Raw genomic sequence first — 23,643 nt, 5'->3', positions numbered from 1 at the left:
CATGCGAATGATGTAGTCTGGCATGATTTTGCCAAAAGAGTAAGGACCACCACCGTGTCTGCCGCCTCTTCCGCCTTATGCCCAGCCCCCTTACTCCACAGGACACTCGCAACGCTCGGCGCGTGGACCCGCATCCCCTCCCATGCGGGCAATGAACCGGCCATGCAGGCAATGGCCTCTTCCCTCACCCAGTTTTTGAGCAATACGTTAGGTGCCAGAATTATTGCCAATGGCACTGGCGCTACTTCTGGCGTTATTCATGCCGTCATTGATCGCGGTGCGGATGTTACACTGCTGCTCTACAATATGTATGACGTCATGCCCGCCACCTCTGAGACCTGGCTGGTCCCCCCGTTTGAGGGCGGTCTTGTGTCCCTGCCGACAAGGGAGAATGCTTTGTGGGGCGAGGAGCAGAAAACAACAAAGGACCGCTGGCAGGCATGCTTGAGGCACTCAGCCATCTGCTGCGCGAGAACAGGCTGAATGCCAATATCGAAATCATTCTGGATGGTGAGGAAGAAACTGGCAGCCAGAGCCTGCGCCGTTACATGGCGGGCAACCCGCTCCTCTTCCACGCAGATGCCGGTCTGTTCCCATCTTTTTGTGAGTATGGAGGAGGACCTCCGCGCATGTACCTTGGCTGCAAGGGCATGGTCCGTGGGCAGGCAGCCGTCAGGGGTGGGGACTGGGGCGGCCCCGAAAGACCCATTCACTCCTCCAACAGCCCATGGATAGCAAACCCCGCATGGCGCCTGCTGCATGCACTGGAAGCTCTAAGTCAGGACGATATGGGCACAGTGCTCCCTCCTCTTCCGCTTGATGCGGAGGCCACGGCTCAGGTCCATACTCTGGCACAAACATTTGATCTGGCGGCGGAGCTCAAATTCCGTGCGACCCGGCGCTATGGCGTTTGTGGCACCACAGCCGACCATCTGGCCGTCATGCTGGGGGGGACTGCTTGCAATCTTTCCGCCATAACGGCTGGCCATCCCTCCCAACCTGCTGTCATTCCTCCACATGCCTGTGCAACATTTGATCTGCGCTTTCCTCCAGACATAAAAACAGACGACATTGTCTCTGTTTTCCAAAAAAAACTGGAGGACTGCACAACGCAAGGGCTGGAACTGAGCATAACCTCCATCTGTCCGGGTTTTCGTGTAAGCGGGCAGACAGCACCAGCACGCGCGCTGGAAGCGTGTTACACACAGGCAGACTATACGCCACAAATCTGGCCGTGGGCTCCGGGCACCATGCCGGGTGCATTGTTCAGCACCAATGGTCCCGGACTTCTGATTGGCGGGCTCGGCTATGGCGGCAACGCCCATGCGGCCAATGAATTTATCACCCTGACAGGATTACAGAATTTTCTGGGCTTCCTGCTCAAGTGGCTGCCAGCAACAGCAGAACAGTGCAGGACACAAAAATATGCCTGAAAACAGAACGGCTCCTCCACTACTCCTGATGGATCAGAACGATGTTATGGCAGTAGGGGGAGACAATATCCGTCTGGCCATGCAGGATGTCGCTCAGGCCATTACCCTGCTCAAAAAGGGGCAGGCTGGTATGCCTGCCGAGCTTTCTGTCCCGCTCGATGCCTCGGCTGGTCCTTCCGCCAAAGCTTACGCCCTGCCAGCATGGCTGGAGGGAGATTACCAGACCATCGGCGTCAAATGGACCGCACATCGGCAGACCAGACCACCGGCGGAACAGGCTGCGGTTTCCACAACGCTCATTAACTGCCGCCTGACCGGGCAAAAGCTGGGTGTTGTAACCAGCGAACTCCTGACAGCCGTACGCACGGCAGCGGTCTCTGCCCTGGTCATGCAAAGCATGTCTTTTGCACACACTCCACGTATTGCCGTGCTGGGGGCAGGCACCATTGGAGCCCGGCACCTCCGTATGGCTACAGAACTCTTTGGCCACTCCGCTCCCATTCTGCTCTGGAACCGTACCGCGCAAAAAGCCCATGCACTGGCAGCACATTATCCCGAAAATCTGGTCCGGGTTGTGACTGATCTGGGGAACATCATGCGTGATGCCGATATTGTACTCGCCTGCACGGCGGCGCAGCATCCGTTTATTTTACGCGAGCATATCCACCCCGGCATGCTCCTGATTCAGGCTGGTTATGATGAGGTCGCAATACAGGCCATAACTGCCTTTGACCATATTTGCGTCGACCTATGGGGAGATTTTGCCCAGACAAGCGCCAAGAGCCTCTTCCGCCAATACAGGGAGGGCACACTGAGCCGCTCGGATGTTACCGCCGACCTTGGCGCGCTGGTCGCAGGTGAATGGCATCCACCTTTGGGAGAAAGTGTTTATTTTTCCAGCTTTGGACTTAATATTTTTGATATTGCCCTGGCGTCCCGCGTTATTCGTTCTGCTCAACAGGGAGGTCTGGGCGGCTTCCCCACTCCTCCCATGAACCATCATAAATAGCAGGCAGAGGATAACCACAGACGCTCAGCGCCAGCGCGAGTATGCAGGCCGTAACCCCCGACCCGCAACTAACAATAACCGGACGCTCGGGGGTTATGCCAACACCTGAAAAGCTTTGTTCAAGGTCAGGAACACTCTTCAGGCGTCCATCTGTCTCCAGCAGGCTGGCATATGGCAAGCTGACCGCACCCGGAATATGCCCAGCCCGAACGCCTTGATACACACCACTAGCCTGCCCGGAAAAAAATGCAGGGGGTCTGACGTCAACCAGCAGGGCTTCATGGCTTTGAATATTGTGCAAAACATGCTGCCAGGTTTTTGTCACATCGGCAATCTGCCCGCACAGGGCTGCCGTGCCCGCTTTCCGCACCTGCACGGCACGAGGCCCCTGTTCGACCTCCCCTCCCCCAGCGATCCACGCCGGAAACCCGCCATCCAGAACAGAAACCCGGGCATGCCCATGCACCTTGAGCATCCACCAGACCCGCGCAGCGCTATAAAGGCCCGCGCGATCATAAACCACCACAGGTTTTGCCGGATCAATCCCCGCTTCCGCCAGCAGGCGTGCAAACTCCGCTGCAGGCGGCAACATTCTGGACGGCGGCGCTGTTACAGGCAGGCACAGCATATCCACGTCGCAGCGTATAGCGCCAAGTATATGCCCATCCTGAAATTCAGCCTCAAGCTGGCGCATGGCAGATGGCGGAGCCCATGTTGCATCAATAACCTGCACCGCATCGCTGCTCATCATATCCTGAAGTTCGGCAACACTGAGCAGGTCTTTCCAGACGGCCATGCGATCAACCCACAAAATTATCTGCAAAGGGGAACAGGGCTGGAGAACCACCGCAATGGATAAACAAAACCCTACTTTTGGCCGCAATGCTGCCGTTGGCAATAAGACCAAAAAGGCCAGCCATGGCCTTGCCTGTATATACCGGGTCGAGCAGGACGCCCTCGCTACGGCCCACACGCTCTATTGCCGCATTGCCGTCAGCACTGGGCACACCATACGATGTTCCAACGTAGCGATCGGCAACCGTTACGTCCCCGGCCTGCACGGGTTCTGTCAGCCCCAAAAGAGCTGCGCAGTCATTGGCAATACCTGCAATGCGCTCCTGAAACCAGGCGGCGTCGCGCGAGACACTTACGCCAATGACGCGCGTCTGTGGCCAGAACATCCGACAACCGATCAGCAGCCCCGCCATGGTACCACCAGAGCCGACCGGCAGCACCAGAACGTCAGGGGGAGACATGTCCATGGCTTTGAACTGCTCAGCCATTTCCCTGACCGCACGCACATAACCCAAGGCTCCAGTCGCATTGGCTCCGCCAAGGGGGATAACATAAGGCACACCACCTGCATCCCGCACTGACTGGGCCAGCGCCTCAAAGCGCGCGTCAATCAGATGGAAATAATCGTCCGGGTCAAGAAATTCGAGAGACGCGCCAAAAATACGGTCCAGCAGCAGGTTACCCTGATAATGCTCTGGCCTGTTACCGCGCAGTACAAGCTTGGCCTTCATGCCAAATTTTGCCGCACACGCAGCCACCATCCGCGCATGGTTGGATTGGTGCCCCCCTGTGGTTATCAGCACCTCCGCCTTGGCGGCCAGCGCCTCTGCCATCAGGTATTCAAGCTTGCGGACTTTGTTCCCCCCGCCACCAAAGCCCGTATAATCGTCACGCTTGACCAGAAGTTCCACCCCCAGATCCGCACTCAGGCGCGGTAACGCGTCTATGGGAGTGGGCATAAATCCAAGTGGAACACGTGCAAATGTATCGAGTTTCAAAATCTGGGTCTCCGTCAGCCGTCCAACAGCATCACACGCGATGAGCACGGAGATTGCTACCGGAAAATAACAAATATGATATATCATATATCATATTTAGCTGACAACGCAACTCCATGGAGACAAAAGCACTGACCATACCATCTTGGATATTACACACCGTACCGGAGCCGCACTGTCGACATGACTTACCACCACAGGACCAACGTCTCTGCCAAGCACGAGCAGAGATTTTCTACTTGTCGGCTTCAAGCCGCATAATTGGTAGACACTCTATATTCAGCATGAAAGTGGCGGGGATTGAAAAACCAACCAGCGACCAGAAAATCATTCCGCACCCAGCAAGGGATGAACCTAATTTTCTTGGCGCCAAGTTAAACGCGCTCAGGCAGTCATGTGGTTTGTTAATCGAACAAATCGCCAAGGCTAGGAGCTTCAGCAGAACTTCATCTCCGTGAGCGTGGCGGCTGCAGGCGCGATCTTTGCTGAAACAGTGGTCAAAATACATCGCTGAAAAGATTTTCACCTGATGATCAGGATAAAAACATTAAGTCATGTAAGTCAATTTTGTATGTGCATATGATTGCGTAGCGGAGAAGTCACGATACGCGTGGTCGATCTTCAAGCGATCAAAATCCTGGCAGCTTCGAAAAGCCAGCTTGATATGGTTTCACACGAAAAACCTTACGACCTCGGAAGGATTCCCGAGCCGATAATTTCCACCAGCCAGTCGACGAAGACACGTACACGCGGAGAAAGCTGCCTGTTGCTCGGATAGAGCACTGAGAGCGGCGTGGGGGTCGGTGGAAAATCGGCGAGAACCTCAATCAACCTCCCTTTCGCAAGATCATCAATGAAGCGGTAACGTGGAGCCTGTACGAGGCCTAAGCCTTGCCGCGCGGCAGTGGCACTGGTTTCAGCGCCACTGACCAACAATCGCGTCGCAGCATCACCTCGATCACCTCTCTCCGCACGTGAACTCCAGCGGCAGAGGCTGGCCGGTGCGCGACGATACGAAACCGATCATCTGATGGCCTTCAAGGTCCTCCGGTGTTGCGGGCATTCCATGCCGCGCCAGATAGTCCGGGCTGGCTACGGTGACTTCTTCCATCACCCCCAGAGACCGGGTCACCATCTCGCTGTCAGCAAGAGGGCCAGCTCGCACGACGCAATCCACACCCTCCCGGACCAGATCGACAAGCCGTTCGCCCTCTCCGAGATGGACGGTCAGGGCAGGATGTCGTGCGAGGAATTCGGGGAGTGCCGGCAGCAGGATGGTGCGTGCGAGGTAGCCGATGACGTCCACACGCAAAGTGCCAGAAACAGTGCCAGTCGCCCCACAATCCGCGTCCTCGAGATCGGCCAGTATCGCAATACAGCGCCGATAATAGGCGGTTCCTTCCACAGTGGGCCGGACGTGACGAGTCGAACGTTGCAGCAACCGTGTGCCAAGCCTGCTCTCCAGTGCCTTGATCGCAGTGGTCGCGACCGGCCGCGAAACACCACAGGCGGCTGCCGCGGCGCTGAAGCTGCCGCGATCAACAATGCGGATAAAAAGATCAAGCGTGGCGAACCTGTCCATAGGATTGTTCCATGGCGCAAAACAGTGCTTTCTGGAAGTATGATCTTATCGAACGGGTGACAGGGTGAGCAATATGGGGCTCCTAGCAAACGGAGAATCCCATGACTGAAGTCAAAACAATTGCCCTCGTCACCGGCGGAAGCCGAGGCCTCGGGCGTTCGACCGTCGAGGCACTTGCCCGACGCGGTGTTTCTTCGATCTTCACCTATCATACCAACAGGGCTGCTGCGGAAGCGGTTGTCGCCAGCGTCGAACGCAGCGGCGCTCGCGCCGTGGCCCTGCAACTCGATACTGGCGATGTTCACACGTTTCCGGCCTTTGCCAATGAGATTCAACGCGTGCTGGGCGACTGGGGTGCTGAGCGTTTCGACTACCTCATCAACATGGCAGGTACGTCGCATAGCGGTCTGTTCGGTGAGGTTACGGAGGAGGATCTTGACGCCGCTTATCGTGTTCACGTCAAAGGTCCGTTGTTCCTGACGCAGGAATTACTGCCACTAATCGCGGATGGCGGCCGGATCGTGAACATTTCTTCGGGACTGACCCGTTTCTCCTACCCCGGCCGGATCGCCTATGCCTCCATGAAAGGAGCGGTGGAAGTCATGACACGTTACATGGCCAAGGAACTCGGCCCGCGGCGCATCGCCGTCAATACGGTTGCTCCTGGCGCTATTCAGACGGATTTTTCAGGCGGTGTCGTGCGGGACAATCCGGACGTGGCTCGGCACATCGCGGAAGCAACCGCACTTGGGCGTCCGGGCGTGCCGGACGATATCGGCCCGATGATCGCCTCGCTGCTGTCCGAGGGCAATCGCTGGGTCAATGCACAGCGGATTGAGGTCTCCGGCGGCCAGGCCATCTGAGTGCGAGCAGGCCTGCTTGATGGCGTCTGGCATCATACTGGAAATAGCTTGTGCAAATGCTTCTCGACAGTGTGGTCGCGACTGCGTTGTCGGGCTTTCCGTAGTCGGAATATTTGTGGATGAGCAGTAATGTCGTGACCGAAGACGGGTGGCGAACGACTGGACCTGCTCCAACCTCGCCCCCGGCAACGTAAAGCTGTGCAGGTTCCCATTGGCCAGCGCCTTCTTTGTCGAACCACCTTCGGCGGACCAGTAATACTCCACACGGCTCCGCTGCCTGCTGTCCCAGCTTGTCACATGAACAATAATGCCCTTGGCAATCTGGTAATCCCGACTGAACCGCAGGCCGGATGCGCCCATAACCAGCGGCGCGTCAGGCCCGTTATCTTTGTACGCCAGAGTGTGCACCACTCCCGAACTAGCGGGGATAACCAGCGGAACAGGCGTCGCAAATGCGGACAGATCGGGGTCGGTCAGGCCGTTAAGCTGGGCAATCCGCCACCATTGCGCGGCATCCCCCAGATGGGCGGCCGCCACATGATAAAGCGTCCTGTCCGCCGCCGTCACTTTGATGGTGTTCGCCATGTTACCCTATGCGATCGGGCACTTCCATGCCAGTCAGCACGAGGCCGCCAATCTGCACCGAGGCAGACGCAGACAGCCGCCCTATCGAACCAATTGCGGTTTCGATGTTGGTCAGCGTCAAAGACATGGCGGCTCGCAGGCGCAAAGAGCGCACGGACAACATTGGTCACATTTGTGGAAGAGTATTTAACCTGTGCCAGAAACTGCGCGGGGGTACAAGAGCGAAGATGTTATGCCTTCATACTGCAAGATGGCCGGAAGGCCGTGGTGAAATGCGGAGGATTGCAACTTGAGGCCAATACTGCTTGCCTTGCTCTGCCTTTCCGCGCTTCTGCCAGCCATGCCAGTTGCAGCGTTCCGAGGCGGATCCAATCCAACGACGCAGCCACAACAGACTGATGCACTAGGGCTTCTGGATCATAAGCATTATCGCAACGTGGACGGTAAAATTGTCCACTCTCCAGCACGCACCCGTAATGGAGAAGTCCCGCCGGGCGCCTCTGCCAAATGCCGTGATGGCACATACAGCTTTAGCCTACACCGTAGGGGAACATGCACCGGACATGGCGGAGTGAATGAATGGCTGGGGCTGTGACCGGCTGGGCCACCGTTTGCATGACCATGAATGGCTCCTGAATGGTGGGGGCAGCGTAGTACAAGTTTGGAGGTGGGTAAAATAAAAAAGGGCGGCAATATGCCGCCCCTTAACCACAATCATATTTGAATATTACATACTTTTATCTAGAGAAAAATAGAATCTATTATCAGGACCAAGAGCACTGACTAAATTTTTAGCGGCCCCATACTCCCCATCTCTCACGCGAATAATAGTTTTTTTCTTTTCGGATATTCTCCAAATTCTAGTTGTGAGATTTTTTCGTTTATTTTGCCCCCCAGGGTCATACCCACGCTTCTTTAGCACATCCATGATCTCATCCACTGAAGATAATCCGAACGGACTAGAGAAAATCAATTCTAAAATTAAGCGCTCCAAATCATCTTGAGAAATTCGCTCACCACTGTCGACTAAATCATCTTCATCAGACGCATCGACCGTGAACTCATCCTCTTCTCGAGAGTACAGTAGGTCCTTCAGTGGGATGCCTGACAGCCGCGAGGTCTGCTCCAAAAAATCATCCAAATCCTTCAAACGGTCTGTGATTTTTTTCTTTCAGCAATCGCACTTTTCAGCGCTATCTCTAGTGGACTGGCCATAACTGCCTCCGCACATATTAAGGTTTGTATAATATGCTAACACAGAGAACAAAGGTGGTGTGAATGAAAAACGAATTCAAAAATTCATTTTTCGATTTTTCTCTTGCCATAGGGGATATTGTACGCGAGAAACAGCGCAGGCCAAACCGCCCTAAGCAAATGAGAGGTGAGAGTTTCATTTGTTTTATAGGCGATTTGGTTGCGGCTACATTTCAACGCCCGTTAAAGCGTGCTCGAAGTAGCCTAGGCAGGAGTGTATCCACGCCCAGTGACTTAATGCGTCTCTGGCTGGATACACTGCTTGCTGAAAAAGTCAAGAGCGCGCTGGGCCTAGCATAGGGAGGCCCGCTTATGGTGCACGTTCGCGCATATGTACGCGTTCGCTTTGGAAGGAAAGAGCATGTTTGCTCTCATTTCCGCTCTTATCCTCATTAATGGGTAAGTGAGAACGACAAGGGGGCAGCTAATGCTGTCCCCGACTTCTCGGCTCATCAATATCAAAGGAAATCCGCCATGCAGCAAGTACCTCAAATATTTAGCCCCGCCTATTTTGCCTGTCTAATTTTCATTTCAGCTTTATCAGCTACTTTCTTCATATTCTCTTATTATAGTAGAAAAAATGAAGAATTTTTTGATTGCTTCGTTTTCAAATTCGGTGGTTATAATATGATTGCATATGCTTTATGCTTCACAATAGAGGCAGCAATTATGTAGCCCCCCCTCACCGCCCCACGCTCCTCCCCGGATACTGCGTGTACCGCATCAGTTCCGGAGCGGTGCCGGAGGTAGGCAGAAATTCCTGCCCACTCTTCCCCTAAACCAACGCCTTCTGCCCCACCTTCCTCTGCTCCTCTTCCGCAACCACATCGCCCCAAAGCTGAGTGATGGCGCGTGCGGCTGTGCGTATATGTGCAAGCAAATCGTCCGCTGAGCGGCCAAATTCTTTTCTTACGCCCGGCAGGGCATAAGTGGCGTGAAGGAGAGCAACGGAAACGGCATTATCACTCATTCTCTCACCAGCGTTGCCACCCCCGAAGGGATGGCTGGCCGTTACGGCGCTTACGCTGGCGTTTGGAAGAAAGGGACGGGGGCGGCTTTCTTCGCTCCGTTCAGCCTGCGCGCCGGTTCGGAATTGATGCCACATAGCAGGACCGCCAGGCGGGCGAGGCCACGAGGCGTGATTTTGAAGTCATGCCCCACGCATGTTTCGCCTGTATACCGCTCCGGGTAAGTTTTGGTCACAAGGCGGCAATATCCCTGCGTCTGGCCATAGTGAGCAGGACGGAGCTTCTTCTTTTTCTCGCCTTCACGGCAGGCCCATTTGTGATCAAGCAGGAAATCAACTACCTTGGACATACCAATGCCAAGTTCCCGCCCGGCATCCCGAACGCCCATATCCCCCTCAGCTTCCGATATGACATCCAGTGCGGCGGCTTTGGGGGAGAGTTCGGCAATCTCGGCATCCTTGGCTTGCAGTTCTTTCTGCTGCTCAAGAGCCAGCGTGAGGGCTTCGACCATGTTGGATGGGGCAGCCACAGCGGGCTTGGCCTCCAGTTCCAACCAGCGGTCAATGATCTTCAGCCGCATGTCGGCCCGGTAGCCTGTTACGAGGTTTAAGGTCAGGTTCTTGGGTAGGTTGTATTCCTCGTATTCCTGCCCATTCTGGGGGTCTATCCAAGTTTGGATATACCCCGCTTCATCCAAGTTTACGGCTTTCAACATCGCCTTAATGTCGCGCACGACATGGAAGTGCTTTTTACCTGTCAGTTCCGCGATTTCGCGGCTGGACATCGTAGGCGTTGAATAAACGACGGCGTTTATGGTATTTGTCGTCATGTTGTGACTTCCTATGGTCATTTCTGAGAGGCATCAGAGCGGTTTTCGAGGCCGTGCTCTGGTGCCTTTTCTTTTGCTTCCATTTCACGAAATACGGCTTGAACTTCTCCATTCATGCTTCTGTCGTGGCGACTTGCCCTCTCCCTGATATAATCAAGAAGACGACGATCTAACCTAAGTGTTAGAGTTGCTGTGATCTTCATATCTCCATTTCTGCAATTGCACTCAAAATGCGTGCATAGACATGTTGTATACATGCAATCATAATGCGTGCAAGCGTTTTTATGGGATAACCGATGTCTGATTCTCGCCCCTCAGTGACCATACGCATGCCAGCGCGTCTAAAGACGAAAATAGAAGAGCGCGCCAAAAGGAACATACGCTCTCTTAATGCTGAAATTATCTACCTTCTTGGCTTTGCTGTCGATGAAGTAGACGATTGGGAACACTGGAAGGGTGCTCAGGATATAGAGCAAACAGAAGAGGAGATACGCAAAGAATCAATACAACAAATGATACAAATGGATGCTGACGCACGAGTTGCTGAAGCATCTGGCATACTTTCAGATCATGATTTAATTCGTATTTTAGTGGGCCGTCTAGCAAGCAAGAGTGGCGGCGTCGCCTAGTTAACACGCATTTTTGGGGTTCCCATCAAAACAGAAGAAGCCTGTACGGCTGTTCTGAATAAATTTAAGAAACTGCCACTCTCCATCTTTGGAGCCAACATCTGGCGTTATGACGGCAGACACAATGTCAGATATTCCATTAGTAAAAGTAATATTCAGACCGCCAGAGAAGCTGCCTTTCCCGGCCGCCATTCCTTTGAAATGAATCACATTACCTTCTTGCCGCCCTTCTGACTGCAATATACCCCGAACTTGCGCTTCATTCAGCCCCATAAGACTGCGAAGCTTAGCTGGGGTAAGATTGATGCACGTCACCTCTACTAATTTTAAATAATTGCAATCCTCAGCCTGAGTCACAACTGGCAATGTGAGTAGGAGCAATGAAACGGCAATCCAGCGCATACGAGTGGTCTCCTCAAAAGATTTCTATGATGCGGATTAGATGATTTTTATACTATATCTCACTGTCCCACGCTCCGTCCCGGATACTGCGCGTACTGCATCAGATCCGGGTCCGTGCCTGAGGCGCGCATGTCTTGGCGGGCGCGGCGCTCCTGTGACGCCTCGACGTGCGCCGCAATCTGCTTCCCATCCACATAGACATTTACTTGTGTTGCAGGCTGCGCTTGCCCGACCTTCATGTTCAAGCCAAACATGCCGTAACTATGGTCGTAAAGCCATTGAGCTTGCTGCGCCTCTTTCGGGTGAGAGCGGAGTGTCTCCCTGAGTTGATTATCCCGCGCCTTCTGGTCCTCGTATAGAGAATATCCCTCGTAAGCGAGGCCGGCACCAGAAAGCAGGCGACCGAAAATTGTTGAAGCTCGGGCGGCCGTGGATACCGCAGCCGCGGGCGCAGCGCCAGAAGCGGCAGCGGTAGGAGCGCTGGGTATGGAAGCTTTCGATAGTGTTGCCAGAAAAATCCTTAGTTCTGTGTTTAACGGCCCCAGAGCAGCCCCAGCAACGGCCATGGAACCGGATAACGCCACCAACCCAGCGATACCAGCAACTCCCAACTCAATGTCAGCTACCGCCCGGGAATGCTTAGCCGTTCGGCTTTCCATTCCATTTGGCACTCCCCATTCATCAATTGCCTCAATCTCTGCTGTAGGGAGGACTGTGACTAACCGAGTTTTCGGCTCTTTCTGCCTTGCCTCTTTGTAAATATCGAAGGCCCTCCCTTGTGAGGGCACGAATTTAGACATCTTCGCACTTCCGTTAATGTTCACGCACATATTGCGCAGTGCTTTTATTCCACGATTATCATTCTTTGGGCAGGCATAATTTGCAATGATTTTTCAGTGCATGTAATTTCCGATAGGTATTGGAGATTCGGAATGTCTACACAGCACAAACGCAAAAAACCGCAAAAGTCGGAAAGCCTAACTATCCGACTCGATCCCAAAATGAGGTTTGCATTGGAATTCGTGGCGCGCCTTAGGGGACAAACCATTACGAAGGTTATCGAGCGCGCTGTAATGGAAGACGCAGAGAGAGCCTACGTGATGGATGGAAACCGTAATATTAAAGGTAATTGGTCAATTTATTGGGATATAAATGCTGGCGTTCGAGCTATAAAACTTGCCTCAGATTCCGATACGCACCCCTCATTCGAAGAGGAGGAGATGCTAGATTTCATTAAGGTCCATTGGAATTATTTCGCGTTCGACCGCAAATTATTGATCTTAAAGCGCGATAACTTGGATATATTGTGGCCAGAAATAGAAAATCTCATCAATACATGGAGGGATTGCAAAGCCACAGATAGACAATATTGTGCGTCATTGATGCGCGCAATGCTGGAGGAGGTAGGTTTAGATGAAAAATCGTGGGCTCCCAGCAATATGGATGATGAGCGTTATCTTGTAGACCCCACCGACGCATAATCCCCTTCTAACCCCGTTCCCCATCTGCCTAATCCAAATTATATATACAATGTGCCTTGCCCAATGTGGTTTTATCATATATACAATAATCCATGAGATACGATTGGGACGAAGCAAAACGACAGAGCAACATCGCCAAACACGGCGTTGATTTTGTCGTGGCAGAAGGCTTCGAATGGGACGTTGCTCTCATCATGGCCAGCCAGAGCGCCAACGAGCCTCGCCTTGTCGCTGTCGCCCCAATCAATCTGCGGCTTCATGTTCTGGTATTCAGCATTGAAACCCGCATTGTTCGCATAATCAGCCTGCGTAAGGCCAACAAACGGGAGGCAAAGCTCTATGCCGCGCAAACCTGAATTTATCATGCCCACGGATGATGAAGATGCCCAGATCAATCAGGCATTGCCATGGACCCGGACAACCCGGAACTGACAGAGGCGGACTTCCTGCGGGCACAGCCTGCCCAAGAGGTCGCCCCTACCCTAGCCAGCGCACGCCGGGTGCGCGGGCCGCAGAAAGCCCCCACCAAAACGCTCGTGTCCATGCGACTGGACCCCGATCTGGTGGCCCGCCTAAAGGCCGATGGCCCCGGCTGGCAAGGCCGCGCGAATGAACTGCTGCGTCAGGCTGTCGGGCTTTAAGGCGTACGACATTACGGCGGGAACAAACTCCTAGCCCCACACTGCGCCTCCATGGTACCGTGCGCGCCATGCAAAACTCCCGATGGGAAACCGACGAAGAATTTGACGATGGTGGAACGCCCATGTGGCGCGCGCGTCAGGCGCACCTGCAGCAACATGCAAAGCCCACAATCACCATCAACGCGCCCCAGCCCACCCCCAAAACAGTGCGGGAGTGGTGGGACAACCTAACAGTCGCGCAATGCGCCCTCATCGGCTATTTTGTGCCAATGTTCCTAATGGCATCGCTGGTCGTGGGCGGCGTTATCTTCATTCTTGCCCTCGACTGGCTGGAGCGGCACGGAATCATTCATCCCCAATAACGGGCACGCCTCCATTCGCAACATCCTCACCGAACAACCGCCCAACAAAATGGCGGCCGACAACTCGCGCCACGTCCTCTTCCTTGCGGATTAGCGCTCCAGAAAGCGTAGCGCGCGGCGGCTGCTTGGCGCTGCCTAGCTCAAAATACACCATTTTGTCGTCATTGGAGCCTACGCGCCCGGTGCGCCCCTGCACGTTACGCTCAATTCCCTCCCGCATCTCGCCTGAGCGCAGGCCCGGTTCGTTTTCCGGGTACCCCTGCCTCACGCGATCATCTTTGGTGCTTTCCGCCAATTCGGCCATGCGGGAAATGGCCCGGAGGCATCTTGGTAGTGTCCGAGTTCGGCCCGGGCCTCGCGCTGCACAAGTTTGGTTGCGCGCTCCAGCCCCTCTTGCGCAGCGTTTTCGACCTCCACAACCATACCGCCCAGAAGGGCTGCAAATTCAACCGGCGTCATGTCAGGCATTGGGCTGCTCCATGGTCATGGAATTCCAGTTGAACCGGTAGCCTTCCATTTCAGAAAAAGCGATGGAGTGCGCCATAACTTCGGCGTCGCTCATATCCTCCATCGCCACGGTGTAAGGCACCCCATTCTTTACGAGCCAACAGCGTTGCTGGAAGCCTGGGGTGCGGAAGAGTTTTTTGCTTCGGTCGCTACGGCCTCCTGCTTGGCAATCAGCCATTTCAGCGCGGCATCCGCAGCGTCTGGGTCAACAATATCCCAAAGACCGTCCAATTCCTTAATGCTTCGCGCCTCGGCTGCGTGATCGGCCCCTATGACCTGATGATTGCTGGGCATGCACGAAGCAGAGGTCTTGTTGTAGTAACCGGAAACCTTCGTGAGTTTACCAGGGTAAATGGTCTACGTTCCGAGGATTGGATGGCTGATTAAGCCAAGCATAAAAATCGACTATCCAGCCCGTCAATGCACACTGCCAATCTTGTCTTTGCAAACAGCAAAAAACTTGTGCCAAATTCCACAACTACCGCAATCACGACCAGCAAACAAAACGCCTCCATCATTGAGGACATCAGTGTGTTTATCTGGCAGGATAATCTCCCCGTTTTATTTCCGTAAGAAGAAGCGACAACGGTGAAGAAAGATTATATCATTCTGTTTGCCGATCCAGCGGAGTCCGAAGACCGTTCTGTATCCATCGAAGGCATGGAACGCGGGCAAAGGGCGTAGTTGATCCGTAAAACCCGTAACGATCTCGGTTTGTCTCAAGTCGAATTAGCCAGTTGTCTCCGCGTTCCTGTCAACATGTTACGAGAATGGGAACAGACACGGGCGATGGCCCCTGACTTCGCTGTAGCCTACATTCGGGTCATTGCACGACACCCCGATGATGGCTGATGAGGTCAGATATCTGGCCCTTCAATGCACAAACTATAGGCAAACTGGCGTATGGCACACTGCGGTATTGGCCTTTATCCCGTGTTGTCCGACGTGAAGAGGAGCGGTGTGTGGCTGGAATGGGGGGAATGCAGTCTGTCCGCTGTCTGGCAAACGGAGATATAATTTCGTTTTTTTCTTGGCAGGGAGGAAACGGCAGCTTGGCGCTTCATTCTTCGCAAACCCGTTGTAGAAGACGCTTTCTTCATCGTTAAGAGGGACTTGCCTCCCCGCTTCCCTGCAACACGAATATTCTTCTCGAGTTGAATTATTCCGAGCTACTAGCCCTATTTTTCTACGAATTCGCCTCGGTGCTGCGCCCACCACTCATAAAGGCTATCAAAGGCCATAGGATTCATTTTCAGTGTCAAGTCTCCCCCTTCCAAGAAATGTCGAGCGGCATATTCGGTAGCCGTAAGGTGCTGTCCGTCTTCATCACATCGATCATGAAATCCATGCGGCTCAGCTTCGGAATATCGTTGCGGTTCCATATGTATTCCAGAAGCGCAGGCCTTATCTGTGACGGTGTCGTGTGGTAGATTTTTTATAGTTCAATAAACGAAAATTTTGATGGATCAATACCTTGTTTCCAATAGCCTTTAAATCCGCTCTGATATATGCTGGAGTTGTGCGCACCGGTTATGGTCCGATAGGCATCTATCGCCGCCGCAGAAAAGCGGCTCTCTTTGTCCACCGAGATCTTCGCCAATCTGTCGTAACTAGCTCGATCGTCGTTTTGAGCAGCTATGATTAACCCTCTGAATTCTTCTTCTTCCTTCAGCGACTTGAGTGTAACTCCGGCTTCGCTGATTACTTTATTCAGCGTATCGATCTCTTGTTGTGCCTTAGTAACTTGGGTAGTGGCGGCCTGTGACATGTCCTTCGCTTTCTCCGCCTGAGTAGCGACTAGATCGACCGTCGCGCTCTGATTTTCGACGCGCTCTTTAAGTTGTGAAATGGCCTGTGCGTCTGCTGTTGCCTTTTCCGTTGCCGCGGTGAGTTGCCCAAAAGGCGAGACGACTTTAGTAATACGTTCCTCAATCCCAAGGGCGATCCCAGCAAAGATCGCCAAACCGCCGATCGTCGTCAGCACTAATTTTGGGATTCGTACCCCACTTGGTCGTAGAACAATAAAAGTCGGGAAACCGACTCCAAAGAGAACCAGAAGAACCCCATCTTTATCATGCTCGCCCTATCGATAGTATCAGCGGCATCACCCGCTTTGCTAGACGCTCCCAGAAATCATGGTGCCTGTAGGAAGTAACCATGACAAGATTCAGCCTTCCACTCAGGGGCATGGCTTCCCGGGCGCGTCGTCGACTGCGGGGTTCTTTGTCGAATGATGCGCTGTCAAGCGGGTATCTGCACGTTAGTCGGTGGGGCCGCTAAAAATCTGGCGAGACTCCTCTCCAGTAGAGCGGCAACATCTGCTTTGCCCTCTTAGCAGCCGGAACCGGCCGGTCCGTTTGCGGCTCCCAACCAGCTATGAGTGACCCAGCCAATTCATGTCCGCTTTACAAATAGCGAATTGACGCGAGGTATGTCTGACATGAGGCGATAATCGCGGCTTTTGCCGATTTTTTGCGCAATTTCGGATAAACACGGGTTTTTATCGGTTTTGCCGGTGTCCGAGATCACTAATTGGCTCTAATATCAGCCATAAGGCTGGGCAGGACAGGTGAAGGGTGCACCCTTCACACAACCTTATTCACCTATGGCTCAACGGTGTCTTGTCCTGCGGAGCATCGGCTGCCGCCGTAAAACGCTAGAAAAGATTTAGCCGCTAAAACTGAGACACTAAATCTCGCCCCACTAAGGGCAAAGAATAGTCAATGAGCCGTCATGATCTTCAGTGTATGCGGATAGAATCACACATCACTTTTGATCTTAATCACAAGATGCTTTTATTATAGACATCCAACAAACAATACAGGAGCACTCGATGAGACCCGCCCCTAACCGCTGCCCCACACATCCGGGCGAAATACTGCGGGATGACGTTCTTCCGGCTCTTGGCAAATCGAAAATCGAAATTGCCGCGTTGCTCGGTATTTCCCGCCAACACCTTCATGATATTTTGTCAGAGAACAAGCCAATCAGTCCGGTTGTTGCTGTTCGTATTGGCAAGCTCTGCGGTAATGGCCCCACCCTTTGGAACAGAATGCAATCGGCTTATGATGAATGGCAGGCTGTTAAAACTGTCGATGTGAGTAAAATTCCTACTCTACATGCGGTAGAAATGACACCATGATGAAAGGCCCGGTTCAGGATAATCTGACCGGGCCTTTTTTGGTTTACTAGACAGGCCACTTCCCAAGATCGGGAACTACAGCAAAAATTTAGCCGCTAAATCTTTGCCTCTCATTATATCAAGAACTGTGCCGTATAGTTCCGCATGTTCTGATTATGGGAAGAACGTTCCATCCGGAAATATAAGCACTTTCATACAAAATAAATGCTTCATAAATTATGGATTGAATTGGTTCATCATTAGAGGTTGAGGTAACCCTATAATTAAAAATCCAAATTATATAAATATATTATTCATTTTTTTAAAATAATACCTTGATTGAAACAAAAAAGGCCGTCATAAACATGACGACCTTTTCCGTTAGAGTTCAGTGTTAGAAGCACTTAACCCCGACGAACCGCTGACAACTACTCAAGCGATCCGACATCTTGGTTAGTATAGTACCTAGGTTAAGCTGGTATTTCAACCATGGAACGGGCTGTTTGATACGGAGAAAATAAAATGTCATTAGAAAATTTAGGCCGCAATAAGAATTTTATTTTTGATAGCAGTTCTAGATTTCTTTTCTAATCTACCATCTTTTTCCATGTATATATCTTTTTTCGTACTAGTAAGGCTTACTAGATGAAGATGTTTTATTTCACTGAAAGAGATGCCGCTGCACATCTTGGCATTTCCGTCTCCACTTTACGACGAGAAAGATTAGATGGTCGCATTGGCTATCTAAAAATTCGTTTTCGTGTGCGCTACACACAAACTCATATTTCTGATTATCTACTAAGAAATGAACAATGCCCGACCATATCTTCCGAATTGGGAAACACTTTCTTGGAAAACGCCCCAACTCGGATGCATGGTGCGCGTGCTGGTATGAACCACATACCAGACAGACAAAGCGAGCATCTCTTGGCACAACAGTTTTTCAGGAAGCCCAAATAAAGCTGGCTGCATTTGTTACTCAGAATGCCCATAGACGCAATGAACCCGCAATCGACACGACAATTGCATCCGTTTTTATGCGGTGTTACTCTCAGCACTCACAAAGCACACGCAGCTCTGGCCCGAACCAACGCGCTCTAGAATTAGTGCTTGAAGCCCTAACACCTGGTCTTTGTGTTTCTGATTACACGCTAACAGAACAGAAGCGCATAGCGGCACACCTACAAAAAAACGGCTTATCTACTGGTTATACCCGTAGAGTGATGGGTATTGCAGCCGCTGCTCTAAACTGGTCGTGGAAAAATGGTGAGATAGACAAACAAATGCCAATTACCTTGCCCCCTGAGGGGGAAGGGAGGCAACGCATCATGACGATACAGGAAATAGCGCAACTGTGGGACGCCGACATGCCCCCACACATGCGGGTATTTGTCGCCTTATTGATTGGCACAGTCTCTCGACCAGAAGCGCTCTTACAGCTTACACGCGAGCAATGCGACCTGACTCATGGGATTATTGATCTCAATCCTCCCGGCCGAGAACGGACCAAAAAGCGACGTCCACGCGTACCAATGGCACATTTCCTTCGCCCAATCATTGAAGCCGCTGGACCTGGTTCCCTTATCACCTATCATGGCAAACCAATTGCCAAGATCAATAAGACTTGGCGGGCAGTGCGCCGTAATGCTGGGCTACCAGAAGAAATTGTCCCCTACACAATTCGTCACACAATGGCGACAGAGCTTATAACCCGTGGAGTGCCTGACATAGAGGTTGCAACCTTTATGGGCCACGCCATGCCCAATCTCCGCACGACTGGACGCTATGTCCATGTCCGACCGGACTATCTTAGCAACGCCAGAAAGGTTATTGACGAAATCGCAAGCGCCATCGACCGGGCTGCAACCCAGTCGATGGTAAATCTCAATATGCGTGCTATTCGCGTGCTAGACGATCATGCAGAAGGTAAGGAGCCAACTGCTGATGCCCCAGAAAACCTTGGTTTTCTGCCACTCTAGGAATGGTGGGCGCAACAGGGATTGAACCTGTGACCCCTACCATGTCAAGGTAGTGCTCTACCGCTGAGCTATGCGCCCATTCCTGATGTGTGTGGGCCTTTTATCCTCCTTGCCTTGCGAGCGCAAGCCCACAATAGTGGGAATATGAAAAAATTTGCGTCTTCCCTGTTTCCCCCCAGCCTGCGGCGTTTTCTTCTGCCGCAGCAGGAAGCACATGAGGAGAGTGGACCGGACAGGCAAATGGCACCGCCACCGGTGCTGGTGTCTGGCACCCCTGCAACCGGGCCTGTGGTGTTGGCCTCCCCCCACTCGGGACATTTCTATCCCGAAGCATTTATCCGCCTGACCCGCCAGCCGCTGGATATTTTGCGCAGTGGAGAAGACAGCTACGTGGAAAAACTGGCCCAAGGCGCGCATACTCTGGGGCCACCCTTGCTCCAAGCCACCTTTCCGCGCGTGTTCTGCGACGTCAATCGCGCGGCATGGGACCTGGACAGCCGGATGTTCCACGGGTCCATTCCCTCTTTTGTCGCGCCATCAGACCGGGGGTTGGCAGGGCTGGGCTCAATCCCACGCATTGTGGCGGACAGACGCCCCATTTACCGGCAACGTCTACCTTTTATGGAGGCCGCCTTGCGCATCCGCCATTACTGGATGCCCTACCATGTTACTCTGGCTGACCTACTTGAGGCCGCCCGGGCACAACATGGCTTGAGCCTGCTGCTGGACCTGCACTCCATGCCAGATGCACCACAGGCAGGCTCACCCGACTTTGTGCTGGGCGATCGTTACGGCACGTCCTGCACACCACATCTGACCAATCTTGCCGAACAGACCTTACAGGGGCTGGGGTTTAAAGTTGCCCGCAATCTCCCCTATGCGGGGGGCTATATTACCCGCCACTATGGCCGCCCCACCAGCAACATGCATGCCTTGCAAATAGAGATGCGACGCGGCCTTTACATGGATGAAAACACGCGTACCCCACACAGCGGGTTTACTGCTCTTTCCAACGCATTAACCATTCTGGTCGAACGTGTTCTGGCGCATTTTCCACCCGCATAAAGCCCGAATGCGCACGGCCACCAGACATGTCCGGCACAGATATTGAAAACCCTTGCCCCCCACCACATCTGTTGGACCAGAACAGGCAGGGTGCGGAAGCGCAACAGCTATGGCATACACTGCCCTTATATAAGATGATCGTAATTGACAGGACTTTGGCATGACACAAACACCCCCAAACGCCACAGCACATCAGGGCAGTGAAACGCGCGAGTTCAGCGCAGAAGTTGGCCGGTTGCTTGATCTGGTCGTGCATTCGCTCTATTCCGAGCGCGAGATTTTTCTGCGTGAACTGGTTGCCAACTCCGCCGATGCCACGGACCGCCGCCGGTTTGAGGCACTGACCGATGGCGCACAGGCCCTGCCCGAAAACGCCAAAATCAGCATCAACCCTGACAAAGACGCGCGCCTGCTGACAATCAGTGATGATGGGTCGGGCATGAGCCGGGACGAACTGGTGGCCAACCTCGGCACCATTGCCCGCTCGGGCACCCGCGCATTCGGGCAGAAGCTGGAAAATGCAAAACCCGAAGACCGCCCGAGCCTGATCGGCCAGTTTGGTGTTGGTTTTTATGCCGCCTTTATGGTTGCAGACAAGGTGGATGTCGTCTCCCGCCGTGCCGGAACGGACGAAGCATGGCGCTGGTCATCCGATGGCAAGGGCGCTTACACGCTTGAACCTGCCACGCGGGACAAAGCCGGTACGGATATTACCCTGCACATCAAATCCGATGCCGACGAATTTCTGGACCCATGGCGCTTGCAGGCAATTATTCGCAAATGGTCGGACCATATTGCGTGGCCCGTCACCATCATGCGCGAAGGCAAGGAAGAAGCCGCCAACGAGGGTACGGCCCTGTGGCGCAAGTCCCGCAATGACGTGACGGAAGAACAGCTTGAGGAATTCTACCGCCACATCACCCATAATTTTGACAAGCCGTGGGATACGCTGCACTGGCGCGCGGAAGGCACGATGGAGTTTTCCGCCCTGCTGTTCGTCCCCTCATCCCGTCCGTTCGAATTTGGCGAGCAGGTGCGCGAGAGCAAGGTGCGCCTGCATGTTCGCCGGATGTTCATCACCGATGATGCGGAAATCCTGCCCCCGTGGCTGCGCTTTGTGCAGGGCGTTGTAGATACCGAGGACCTGCCCCTCAACGTCTCGCGAGAGATGTTGCAGGCCACACCCGTTCTGTCGCGCATCCGCAAGGCCGTAACCACCAAGGTGGTGAACGAGCTGAAAACCCGCGCCAAGGATGCAGATACCTACGCCACGTTCTGGGAAAACTTTGGCCCGGTCCTGAAAGAAGGCATGTGGGACGACCCCACCTACAAAACGGACGTGGCAGCCCTGAGCCGCTTCCGCTCCAGCGCGGTAGAAGGACTGACCTCGCTGGATGACTACCTCTCACGCCTCAAACCCGAGCAGGACGCCATTTACTACGTAACAGGCGACAATGCGGACGTGCTGGCCGCCTCCCCCCAGATTGAAGGTTCAAGGCACGCGGAGTGGAAGTGCTGCTGCTCTGCGACCCCGTGGATTCCTTCTGGCCGGAACGCTTGGCACGTATGAGGGCAAAAGCCTGCGCAATGTTGCACAGGGCCTGAACGACCTTGAAAAATTTGGTGCGCCAGAAGCCAGCCCGGCCGAAAAAGCGGATATGGATACCTTACTCCCCACTCTGAAGACCGTTCTGGGGGATGCTGTGTCCGACATCCGCTCGACAGACCGTCTGGTCTCCAGCGCCATGGTGCTGAGTGCGCCAGAAGGGGGGCCGGACCTGCAACTGCGTAAGCTCATGCAGCGCAGCGGGCAGGACATACCGGACGTTACCCCTGTGCTTGAGCTCAACCCCGCCCACCCCATTGTGCATGCACTGGCACAAAAAGTGCAGGCTGGAGAGCAGATTGATGCACTCGCTCATATCCTGCTTGATGTCGCCAGCATTCAGAATGGCGAAACACCAAAGGATGTGAATGCTTTCTCCCGCCGGATCATGGATTATCTGGCAGGTGGCGTCCTTCCTTCCGGCGCACAGTAAACCTTGCGTGCCAAGGGGGAGAAATACCCTCTTGGTCAGCACTGGGGCGGCGGGACCAGCCCAGCCGCCGCTCCGGCTTCAGGGTTTTTCGTTCTGTTTGACAGCGCACCATAACGCATCCAGTTGTTCCACACTCTGGTCCTGCATGCTCAGCCCGTCCTGCGCCAGACGGGCTTCGACCGCCTCAAACCGGCGGGTAAACTTGTTGCACGCCTGCCGCAGGCAGGCCTCCGGGTCCAGCTTGAGCCGACGCGCAAGACTGGCTACCGAGAACAGGACGTCTCCCAGTTCGTCCTGCATTTTCTCGCGGTCTCCCTTTTGCATTTCCACCGAAAATTCATCGATTTCTTCATGCACTTTGGCCAGAACTCCCTCCACATCGGGCCAGTCAAACCCGACACGGGCTGCGCGGGACGCCAGTTTGGAGGCACGCAGCAGGGCTGGCAGAACAGGGGGCACACCCGCCAACGCTCCAAGCCGGGGGCTACCAGCCCCACCCGCCTGAGCCGAGCGCCTGCGCTCCCCCTCCTTGATCGCCTCCCATTGCCCCGGTGCGGCAGTGGCGGAAACACCGCCCGCGGCATGGGAGGAGGGCGCCACATCCTCCCCCAACACATCCTTGCCAAAAGTCACATGCGGGTGCCTGCGGATCATTTTTTCGGTCACGATCCGGGCCACATCGGCAAACGCAAAATGCCCCTGCTCCTCGGCCAGTTGCGCCTGATAGACAACCTGCAACAGCAGATCTCCAAGTTCATCGGGAAAAGCCTGCCAGTCCTGCCGTTCAATGGCATCCAGTACCTCGTAAGCCTCCTCTATGGCGTAGGGGGCAATGGTCTGGTGCGTTTGCTCACGGTCCCACGGGCATCCCTCCTCCGGGTCGCGCAGGCGTGCCATAAGGGCAAGCAGGCGTTCCATGTTCTGCGCGGCTGTGTGCCTGCCAGATGCCATGTCCTTGGGGAATGCTACGGGGGGCTGGGGCGTATTGGTCATGGTTCTTTGCCTGTTCTGGTGGTCTGCCGTGCGGGTGGCGGGGTCTTGATGTGTTAAACATTGTGCCATAATCCCACCCCGCGTCTATGCGCTTGCAGGGATAAAGCC

Annotated in this window: 30 protein-coding genes, 1 tRNA gene and 3 pseudogenes; 16 read left to right on the top strand and 18 right to left on the bottom strand. The window is 53.9% G+C overall.

The window, feature by feature from the left end; all coding sequences use genetic code 11:
• The first annotated feature begins 54 nt into the window (after positions 1 to 54).
• Genes JCM25146_RS21955 through JCM25146_RS06275 form a run of 3 tightly spaced genes read left to right on the top strand, consistent with a single transcriptional unit; the run spans position 55 to position 2,442 of the window.
• Positions 55 to 483, top strand: coding sequence for a hypothetical protein (locus JCM25146_RS21955; RefSeq protein ID WP_051544070.1), 429 nt, complete (start codon positions 55 to 57; stop codon positions 481 to 483).
• Positions 441 to 1,433: a peptidase dimerization domain-containing protein gene (locus JCM25146_RS17720; RefSeq protein ID WP_051544067.1), complete on the top strand. Its 993-nt coding sequence runs from the start codon at positions 441 to 443 to the stop codon at positions 1,431 to 1,433. The genes JCM25146_RS21955 and JCM25146_RS17720 overlap by 43 nt, the downstream gene beginning before the upstream one ends.
• Positions 1,426 to 2,442 carry a hypothetical protein gene (locus tag JCM25146_RS06275; protein ID WP_025826659.1) on the top strand — a complete coding sequence of 339 codons (1,017 nt, stop codon included), beginning with the start codon at positions 1,426 to 1,428 and terminating at the stop codon, positions 2,440 to 2,442. Before JCM25146_RS17720 ends, JCM25146_RS06275 begins: the two co-directional genes overlap by 8 nt.
• On the opposite strand, the gene JCM25146_RS06270 is transcribed toward JCM25146_RS06275, so the two are convergent.
• From JCM25146_RS06270 to JCM25146_RS17715, 5 genes are all read right to left on the bottom strand, one after another.
• Positions 2,375 to 3,238 carry a sulfurtransferase gene (locus tag JCM25146_RS06270; protein ID WP_025826657.1) on the bottom strand — a complete coding sequence of 288 codons (864 nt, stop codon included), beginning with the start codon at positions 3,236 to 3,238 and terminating at the stop codon, positions 2,375 to 2,377. The genes JCM25146_RS06275 and JCM25146_RS06270 overlap by 68 nt on opposite strands.
• A gap of 4 nt (positions 3,239 to 3,242) precedes the next feature.
• A complete protein-coding gene (locus JCM25146_RS06265) occupies positions 3,243 to 4,235 on the bottom strand; it encodes a 1-aminocyclopropane-1-carboxylate deaminase/D-cysteine desulfhydrase (RefSeq protein ID WP_199897711.1) in 993 nt (330 codons plus the stop codon).
• Between the two features lie 235 nt (positions 4,236 to 4,470).
• A complete protein-coding gene (locus tag JCM25146_RS22405; RefSeq protein WP_159101965.1) occupies positions 4,471 to 4,761 on the bottom strand; it encodes a hypothetical protein in 291 nt (96 codons plus the stop codon).
• A gap of 158 nt (positions 4,762 to 4,919) precedes the next feature.
• Positions 4,920 to 5,168 carry a LysR substrate-binding domain-containing protein gene (locus JCM25146_RS24485; protein ID WP_277909555.1) on the bottom strand — a complete coding sequence of 83 codons (249 nt, stop codon included), beginning with the start codon at positions 5,166 to 5,168 and terminating at the stop codon, positions 4,920 to 4,922.
• A gap of 25 nt (positions 5,169 to 5,193) precedes the next feature.
• Positions 5,194 to 5,817, bottom strand: coding sequence for a LysR family transcriptional regulator (locus JCM25146_RS17715; protein ID WP_277909554.1), 624 nt, complete (start codon positions 5,815 to 5,817; stop codon positions 5,194 to 5,196).
• 101 nt (positions 5,818 to 5,918) lie between these two features.
• Between JCM25146_RS17715 and JCM25146_RS06255 the strand changes: the two genes are divergently transcribed.
• Complete coding sequence (locus JCM25146_RS06255) at positions 5,919 to 6,680, top strand: SDR family NAD(P)-dependent oxidoreductase (RefSeq protein ID WP_025826654.1); 762 nt, start codon at positions 5,919 to 5,921, stop codon at positions 6,678 to 6,680.
• A gap of 586 nt (positions 6,681 to 7,266) precedes the next feature.
• On the opposite strand, the gene JCM25146_RS22400 is transcribed toward JCM25146_RS06255, so the two are convergent.
• On the bottom strand, positions 7,267 to 7,428 hold the full coding sequence (locus JCM25146_RS22400) for a hypothetical protein (protein ID WP_159101964.1): 162 nt from the start codon (positions 7,426 to 7,428) through the stop codon (positions 7,267 to 7,269).
• A gap of 177 nt (positions 7,429 to 7,605) precedes the next feature.
• Here JCM25146_RS22400 and JCM25146_RS24845 point away from each other — a divergent pair.
• Positions 7,606 to 7,788, top strand: a pseudogene (locus JCM25146_RS24845) (DUF3761 domain-containing protein); the annotation flags it as partial.
• A gap of 204 nt (positions 7,789 to 7,992) precedes the next feature.
• Here the strand turns inward: JCM25146_RS24845 and JCM25146_RS06245 are convergent.
• From JCM25146_RS06245 to JCM25146_RS21285, 4 genes are all read right to left on the bottom strand, one after another.
• Complete coding sequence (locus JCM25146_RS06245) at positions 7,993 to 8,406, bottom strand: hypothetical protein (protein WP_148298990.1); 414 nt, start codon at positions 8,404 to 8,406, stop codon at positions 7,993 to 7,995.
• An 888-nt stretch (positions 8,407 to 9,294) separates the two neighbouring features.
• Positions 9,295 to 9,489 carry a hypothetical protein gene (locus tag JCM25146_RS06240; protein WP_025826650.1) on the bottom strand — a complete coding sequence of 65 codons (195 nt, stop codon included), beginning with the start codon at positions 9,487 to 9,489 and terminating at the stop codon, positions 9,295 to 9,297.
• Positions 9,490 to 9,539: 50 nt separating this feature from the next.
• A complete protein-coding gene (locus tag JCM25146_RS20670; RefSeq protein ID WP_051544065.1) occupies positions 9,540 to 10,316 on the bottom strand; it encodes a phage antirepressor KilAC domain-containing protein in 777 nt (258 codons plus the stop codon).
• A gap of 17 nt (positions 10,317 to 10,333) precedes the next feature.
• A complete protein-coding gene (locus JCM25146_RS21285; protein WP_159101963.1) occupies positions 10,334 to 10,519 on the bottom strand; it encodes an Arc family DNA-binding protein in 186 nt (61 codons plus the stop codon).
• Positions 10,520 to 10,612: 93 nt separating this feature from the next.
• Between JCM25146_RS21285 and JCM25146_RS20665 the strand changes: the two genes are divergently transcribed.
• Entirely contained in the window at positions 10,613 to 10,945 is a 333-nt protein-coding gene (locus JCM25146_RS20665; RefSeq protein WP_025826646.1) for an Arc family DNA-binding protein, read from the top strand.
• Here JCM25146_RS20665 and JCM25146_RS21950 read toward each other — a convergent pair whose 3' ends face one another.
• Entirely contained in the window at positions 10,946 to 11,347 is a 402-nt protein-coding gene (locus JCM25146_RS21950; protein WP_148298988.1) for a hypothetical protein, read from the bottom strand.
• Positions 11,348 to 11,406: 59 nt separating this feature from the next.
• Complete coding sequence (locus tag JCM25146_RS06220; protein WP_148298987.1) at positions 11,407 to 12,147, bottom strand: hypothetical protein; 741 nt, start codon at positions 12,145 to 12,147, stop codon at positions 11,407 to 11,409.
• Between the two features lie 132 nt (positions 12,148 to 12,279).
• Here JCM25146_RS06220 and JCM25146_RS06215 point away from each other — a divergent pair, with 132 nt between their 5' ends.
• The 4 genes from JCM25146_RS06215 (at position 12,280) to JCM25146_RS06200 (ending at position 13,831) form a co-directional block, all read left to right on the top strand.
• Positions 12,280 to 12,828 (top strand): hypothetical protein, encoded by a 549-nt coding sequence (locus JCM25146_RS06215; protein ID WP_148298986.1) that lies wholly within the window; start codon positions 12,280 to 12,282, stop codon positions 12,826 to 12,828.
• Between the two features lie 92 nt (positions 12,829 to 12,920).
• Complete coding sequence (locus tag JCM25146_RS06210; protein ID WP_025826640.1) at positions 12,921 to 13,184, top strand: BrnT family toxin; 264 nt, start codon at positions 12,921 to 12,923, stop codon at positions 13,182 to 13,184.
• A 51-nt stretch (positions 13,185 to 13,235) separates the two neighbouring features.
• Positions 13,236 to 13,469 (top strand): BrnA antitoxin family protein, encoded by a 234-nt coding sequence (locus JCM25146_RS17700; protein WP_035372089.1) that lies wholly within the window; start codon positions 13,236 to 13,238, stop codon positions 13,467 to 13,469.
• A gap of 68 nt (positions 13,470 to 13,537) precedes the next feature.
• On the top strand, positions 13,538 to 13,831 hold the full coding sequence (locus tag JCM25146_RS06200) for a hypothetical protein (protein WP_148298985.1): 294 nt from the start codon (positions 13,538 to 13,540) through the stop codon (positions 13,829 to 13,831).
• Here JCM25146_RS06200 and JCM25146_RS20660 read toward each other — a convergent pair.
• The 3 genes from JCM25146_RS20660 to JCM25146_RS21945 form a co-directional block, all read right to left on the bottom strand.
• Positions 13,815 to 14,099: a hypothetical protein gene (locus JCM25146_RS20660; protein WP_051544063.1), complete on the bottom strand. Its 285-nt coding sequence runs from the start codon at positions 14,097 to 14,099 to the stop codon at positions 13,815 to 13,817. The two genes, JCM25146_RS06200 and JCM25146_RS20660, sit on opposite strands and share 17 nt — an antisense overlap.
• Complete coding sequence (locus JCM25146_RS20655; RefSeq protein WP_148298984.1) at positions 14,096 to 14,299, bottom strand: hypothetical protein; 204 nt, start codon at positions 14,297 to 14,299, stop codon at positions 14,096 to 14,098. The genes JCM25146_RS20660 and JCM25146_RS20655 overlap by 4 nt, the downstream gene beginning before the upstream one ends.
• A 129-nt stretch (positions 14,300 to 14,428) precedes the next feature.
• Positions 14,429 to 14,632: a hypothetical protein gene (locus JCM25146_RS21945; RefSeq protein WP_025826637.1), complete on the bottom strand. Its 204-nt coding sequence runs from the start codon at positions 14,630 to 14,632 to the stop codon at positions 14,429 to 14,431.
• Between JCM25146_RS21945 and JCM25146_RS21280 the strand changes: the two are divergent.
• Positions 14,585 to 14,725: pseudogene (locus tag JCM25146_RS21280) on the top strand (VapC toxin family PIN domain ribonuclease); the annotation flags it as partial. The gene JCM25146_RS21945 and the pseudogene JCM25146_RS21280 sit on opposite strands and share 48 nt — an antisense overlap.
• A gap of 1,048 nt (positions 14,726 to 15,773) precedes the next feature.
• Here JCM25146_RS21280 and JCM25146_RS06165 read toward each other — a convergent pair.
• Positions 15,774 to 16,322: a hypothetical protein gene (locus JCM25146_RS06165; RefSeq protein ID WP_025826634.1), complete on the bottom strand. Its 549-nt coding sequence runs from the start codon at positions 16,320 to 16,322 to the stop codon at positions 15,774 to 15,776.
• Between the two features lie 849 nt (positions 16,323 to 17,171).
• On the opposite strand from JCM25146_RS06165, the gene JCM25146_RS06160 reads away from it, so the two are divergent.
• From JCM25146_RS06160 to JCM25146_RS21275, 3 genes are all read left to right on the top strand, one after another.
• A complete protein-coding gene (locus tag JCM25146_RS06160) occupies positions 17,172 to 17,480 on the top strand; it encodes a HigA family addiction module antitoxin (RefSeq protein ID WP_035372088.1) in 309 nt (102 codons plus the stop codon).
• Between the two features lie 624 nt (positions 17,481 to 18,104).
• Positions 18,105 to 18,419, top strand: a complete 315-nt coding sequence (locus JCM25146_RS22395; RefSeq protein WP_159101962.1) for a helix-turn-helix domain-containing protein — start codon at positions 18,105 to 18,107, stop codon at positions 18,417 to 18,419.
• 263 nt (positions 18,420 to 18,682) lie between these two features.
• A complete protein-coding gene (locus tag JCM25146_RS21275) occupies positions 18,683 to 19,438 on the top strand; it encodes a site-specific integrase (protein WP_242400963.1) in 756 nt (251 codons plus the stop codon).
• 3 nt (positions 19,439 to 19,441) lie between these two features.
• Here JCM25146_RS21275 and JCM25146_RS06150 read toward each other — a convergent pair.
• Positions 19,442 to 19,516 (bottom strand) — tRNA-Val (locus tag JCM25146_RS06150).
• A 66-nt stretch (positions 19,517 to 19,582) separates the two neighbouring features.
• Here JCM25146_RS06150 and JCM25146_RS17685 point away from each other — a divergent pair.
• Both JCM25146_RS17685 and htpG read left to right on the top strand, forming a co-directional pair.
• Positions 19,583 to 20,503 carry an N-formylglutamate amidohydrolase gene (locus tag JCM25146_RS17685; protein WP_035372087.1) on the top strand — a complete coding sequence of 307 codons (921 nt, stop codon included), beginning with the start codon at positions 19,583 to 19,585 and terminating at the stop codon, positions 20,501 to 20,503.
• A 160-nt stretch (positions 20,504 to 20,663) separates the two neighbouring features.
• Positions 20,664 to 22,542: pseudogene (gene htpG / locus JCM25146_RS17680) on the top strand (molecular chaperone HtpG).
• A gap of 78 nt (positions 22,543 to 22,620) precedes the next feature.
• On the opposite strand, the gene mazG reads toward htpG, so the two are convergent.
• Positions 22,621 to 23,604, bottom strand: a complete 984-nt coding sequence (gene mazG, locus JCM25146_RS06135) for a nucleoside triphosphate pyrophosphohydrolase (protein WP_025826629.1) — start codon at positions 23,602 to 23,604, stop codon at positions 22,621 to 22,623.
• Positions 23,605 to 23,643 lie beyond the last annotated feature (39 nt).

Source organism: Acetobacter okinawensis JCM 25146, from assembly GCF_000613865.1.
Taxonomy (GTDB): Bacteria; Pseudomonadota; Alphaproteobacteria; order Acetobacterales; family Acetobacteraceae; genus Acetobacter; species Acetobacter okinawensis.
This window is presented reverse-complemented; position numbering and strand designations above follow the sequence as displayed.

What these genes read in the sequence shown, in the direction of transcription:
- JCM25146_RS06210 (WP_025826640.1), top strand. Translation starts at nt 12,921, where the DNA reads ATGAGATACGATTGGGACGAAGCAAAACGACAGAGCAACATCGCCAAA.
- JCM25146_RS17700 (WP_035372089.1), top strand. Translation starts at nt 13,236, where the DNA reads ATGGACCCGGACAACCCGGAACTGACAGAGGCGGACTTCCTGCGGGCA.
- JCM25146_RS20670 (WP_051544065.1), bottom strand. Translation starts at nt 10,316, where the DNA reads ATGACGACAAATACCATAAACGCCGTCGTTTATTCAACGCCTACGATG.
- JCM25146_RS17720 (WP_051544067.1), top strand. Translation starts at nt 441, where the DNA reads ATGCTTGAGGCACTCAGCCATCTGCTGCGCGAGAACAGGCTGAATGCC.
- JCM25146_RS17685 (WP_035372087.1), top strand. Translation starts at nt 19,583, where the DNA reads ATGAAAAAATTTGCGTCTTCCCTGTTTCCCCCCAGCCTGCGGCGTTTT.
- JCM25146_RS20665 (WP_025826646.1), top strand. Translation starts at nt 10,613, where the DNA reads ATGTCTGATTCTCGCCCCTCAGTGACCATACGCATGCCAGCGCGTCTA.
- JCM25146_RS17715 (WP_277909554.1), bottom strand. Translation starts at nt 5,817, where the DNA reads ATGGACAGGTTCGCCACGCTTGATCTTTTTATCCGCATTGTTGATCGC.
- JCM25146_RS21285 (WP_159101963.1), bottom strand. Translation starts at nt 10,519, where the DNA reads ATGAAGATCACAGCAACTCTAACACTTAGGTTAGATCGTCGTCTTCTT.
- JCM25146_RS21950 (WP_148298988.1), bottom strand. Translation starts at nt 11,347, where the DNA reads ATGCGCTGGATTGCCGTTTCATTGCTCCTACTCACATTGCCAGTTGTG.
- JCM25146_RS22395 (WP_159101962.1), top strand. Translation starts at nt 18,105, where the DNA reads ATGAAGATGTTTTATTTCACTGAAAGAGATGCCGCTGCACATCTTGGC.
- JCM25146_RS21945 (WP_025826637.1), bottom strand. Translation starts at nt 14,632, where the DNA reads ATGCCCAGCAATCATCAGGTCATAGGGGCCGATCACGCAGCCGAGGCG.
- JCM25146_RS06200 (WP_148298985.1), top strand. Translation starts at nt 13,538, where the DNA reads ATGCAAAACTCCCGATGGGAAACCGACGAAGAATTTGACGATGGTGGA.
- JCM25146_RS22400 (WP_159101964.1), bottom strand. Translation starts at nt 7,428, where the DNA reads ATGTTGTCCGTGCGCTCTTTGCGCCTGCGAGCCGCCATGTCTTTGACG.
- mazG (WP_025826629.1), bottom strand. Translation starts at nt 23,604, where the DNA reads ATGGCACAATGTTTAACACATCAAGACCCCGCCACCCGCACGGCAGAC.
- JCM25146_RS20655 (WP_148298984.1), bottom strand. Translation starts at nt 14,299, where the DNA reads ATGCCTGACATGACGCCGGTTGAATTTGCAGCCCTTCTGGGCGGTATG.
- JCM25146_RS06240 (WP_025826650.1), bottom strand. Translation starts at nt 9,489, where the DNA reads ATGAGTGATAATGCCGTTTCCGTTGCTCTCCTTCACGCCACTTATGCC.
- JCM25146_RS06160 (WP_035372088.1), top strand. Translation starts at nt 17,172, where the DNA reads ATGAGACCCGCCCCTAACCGCTGCCCCACACATCCGGGCGAAATACTG.
- JCM25146_RS06270 (WP_025826657.1), bottom strand. Translation starts at nt 3,238, where the DNA reads ATGGCCGTCTGGAAAGACCTGCTCAGTGTTGCCGAACTTCAGGATATG.
- JCM25146_RS06220 (WP_148298987.1), bottom strand. Translation starts at nt 12,147, where the DNA reads ATGTCTAAATTCGTGCCCTCACAAGGGAGGGCCTTCGATATTTACAAA.
- JCM25146_RS06215 (WP_148298986.1), top strand. Translation starts at nt 12,280, where the DNA reads ATGTCTACACAGCACAAACGCAAAAAACCGCAAAAGTCGGAAAGCCTA.
- JCM25146_RS06275 (WP_025826659.1), top strand. Translation starts at nt 1,426, where the DNA reads ATGCCTGAAAACAGAACGGCTCCTCCACTACTCCTGATGGATCAGAAC.
- JCM25146_RS21275 (WP_242400963.1), top strand. Translation starts at nt 18,683, where the DNA reads ATGGGTATTGCAGCCGCTGCTCTAAACTGGTCGTGGAAAAATGGTGAG.
- JCM25146_RS06255 (WP_025826654.1), top strand. Translation starts at nt 5,919, where the DNA reads ATGACTGAAGTCAAAACAATTGCCCTCGTCACCGGCGGAAGCCGAGGC.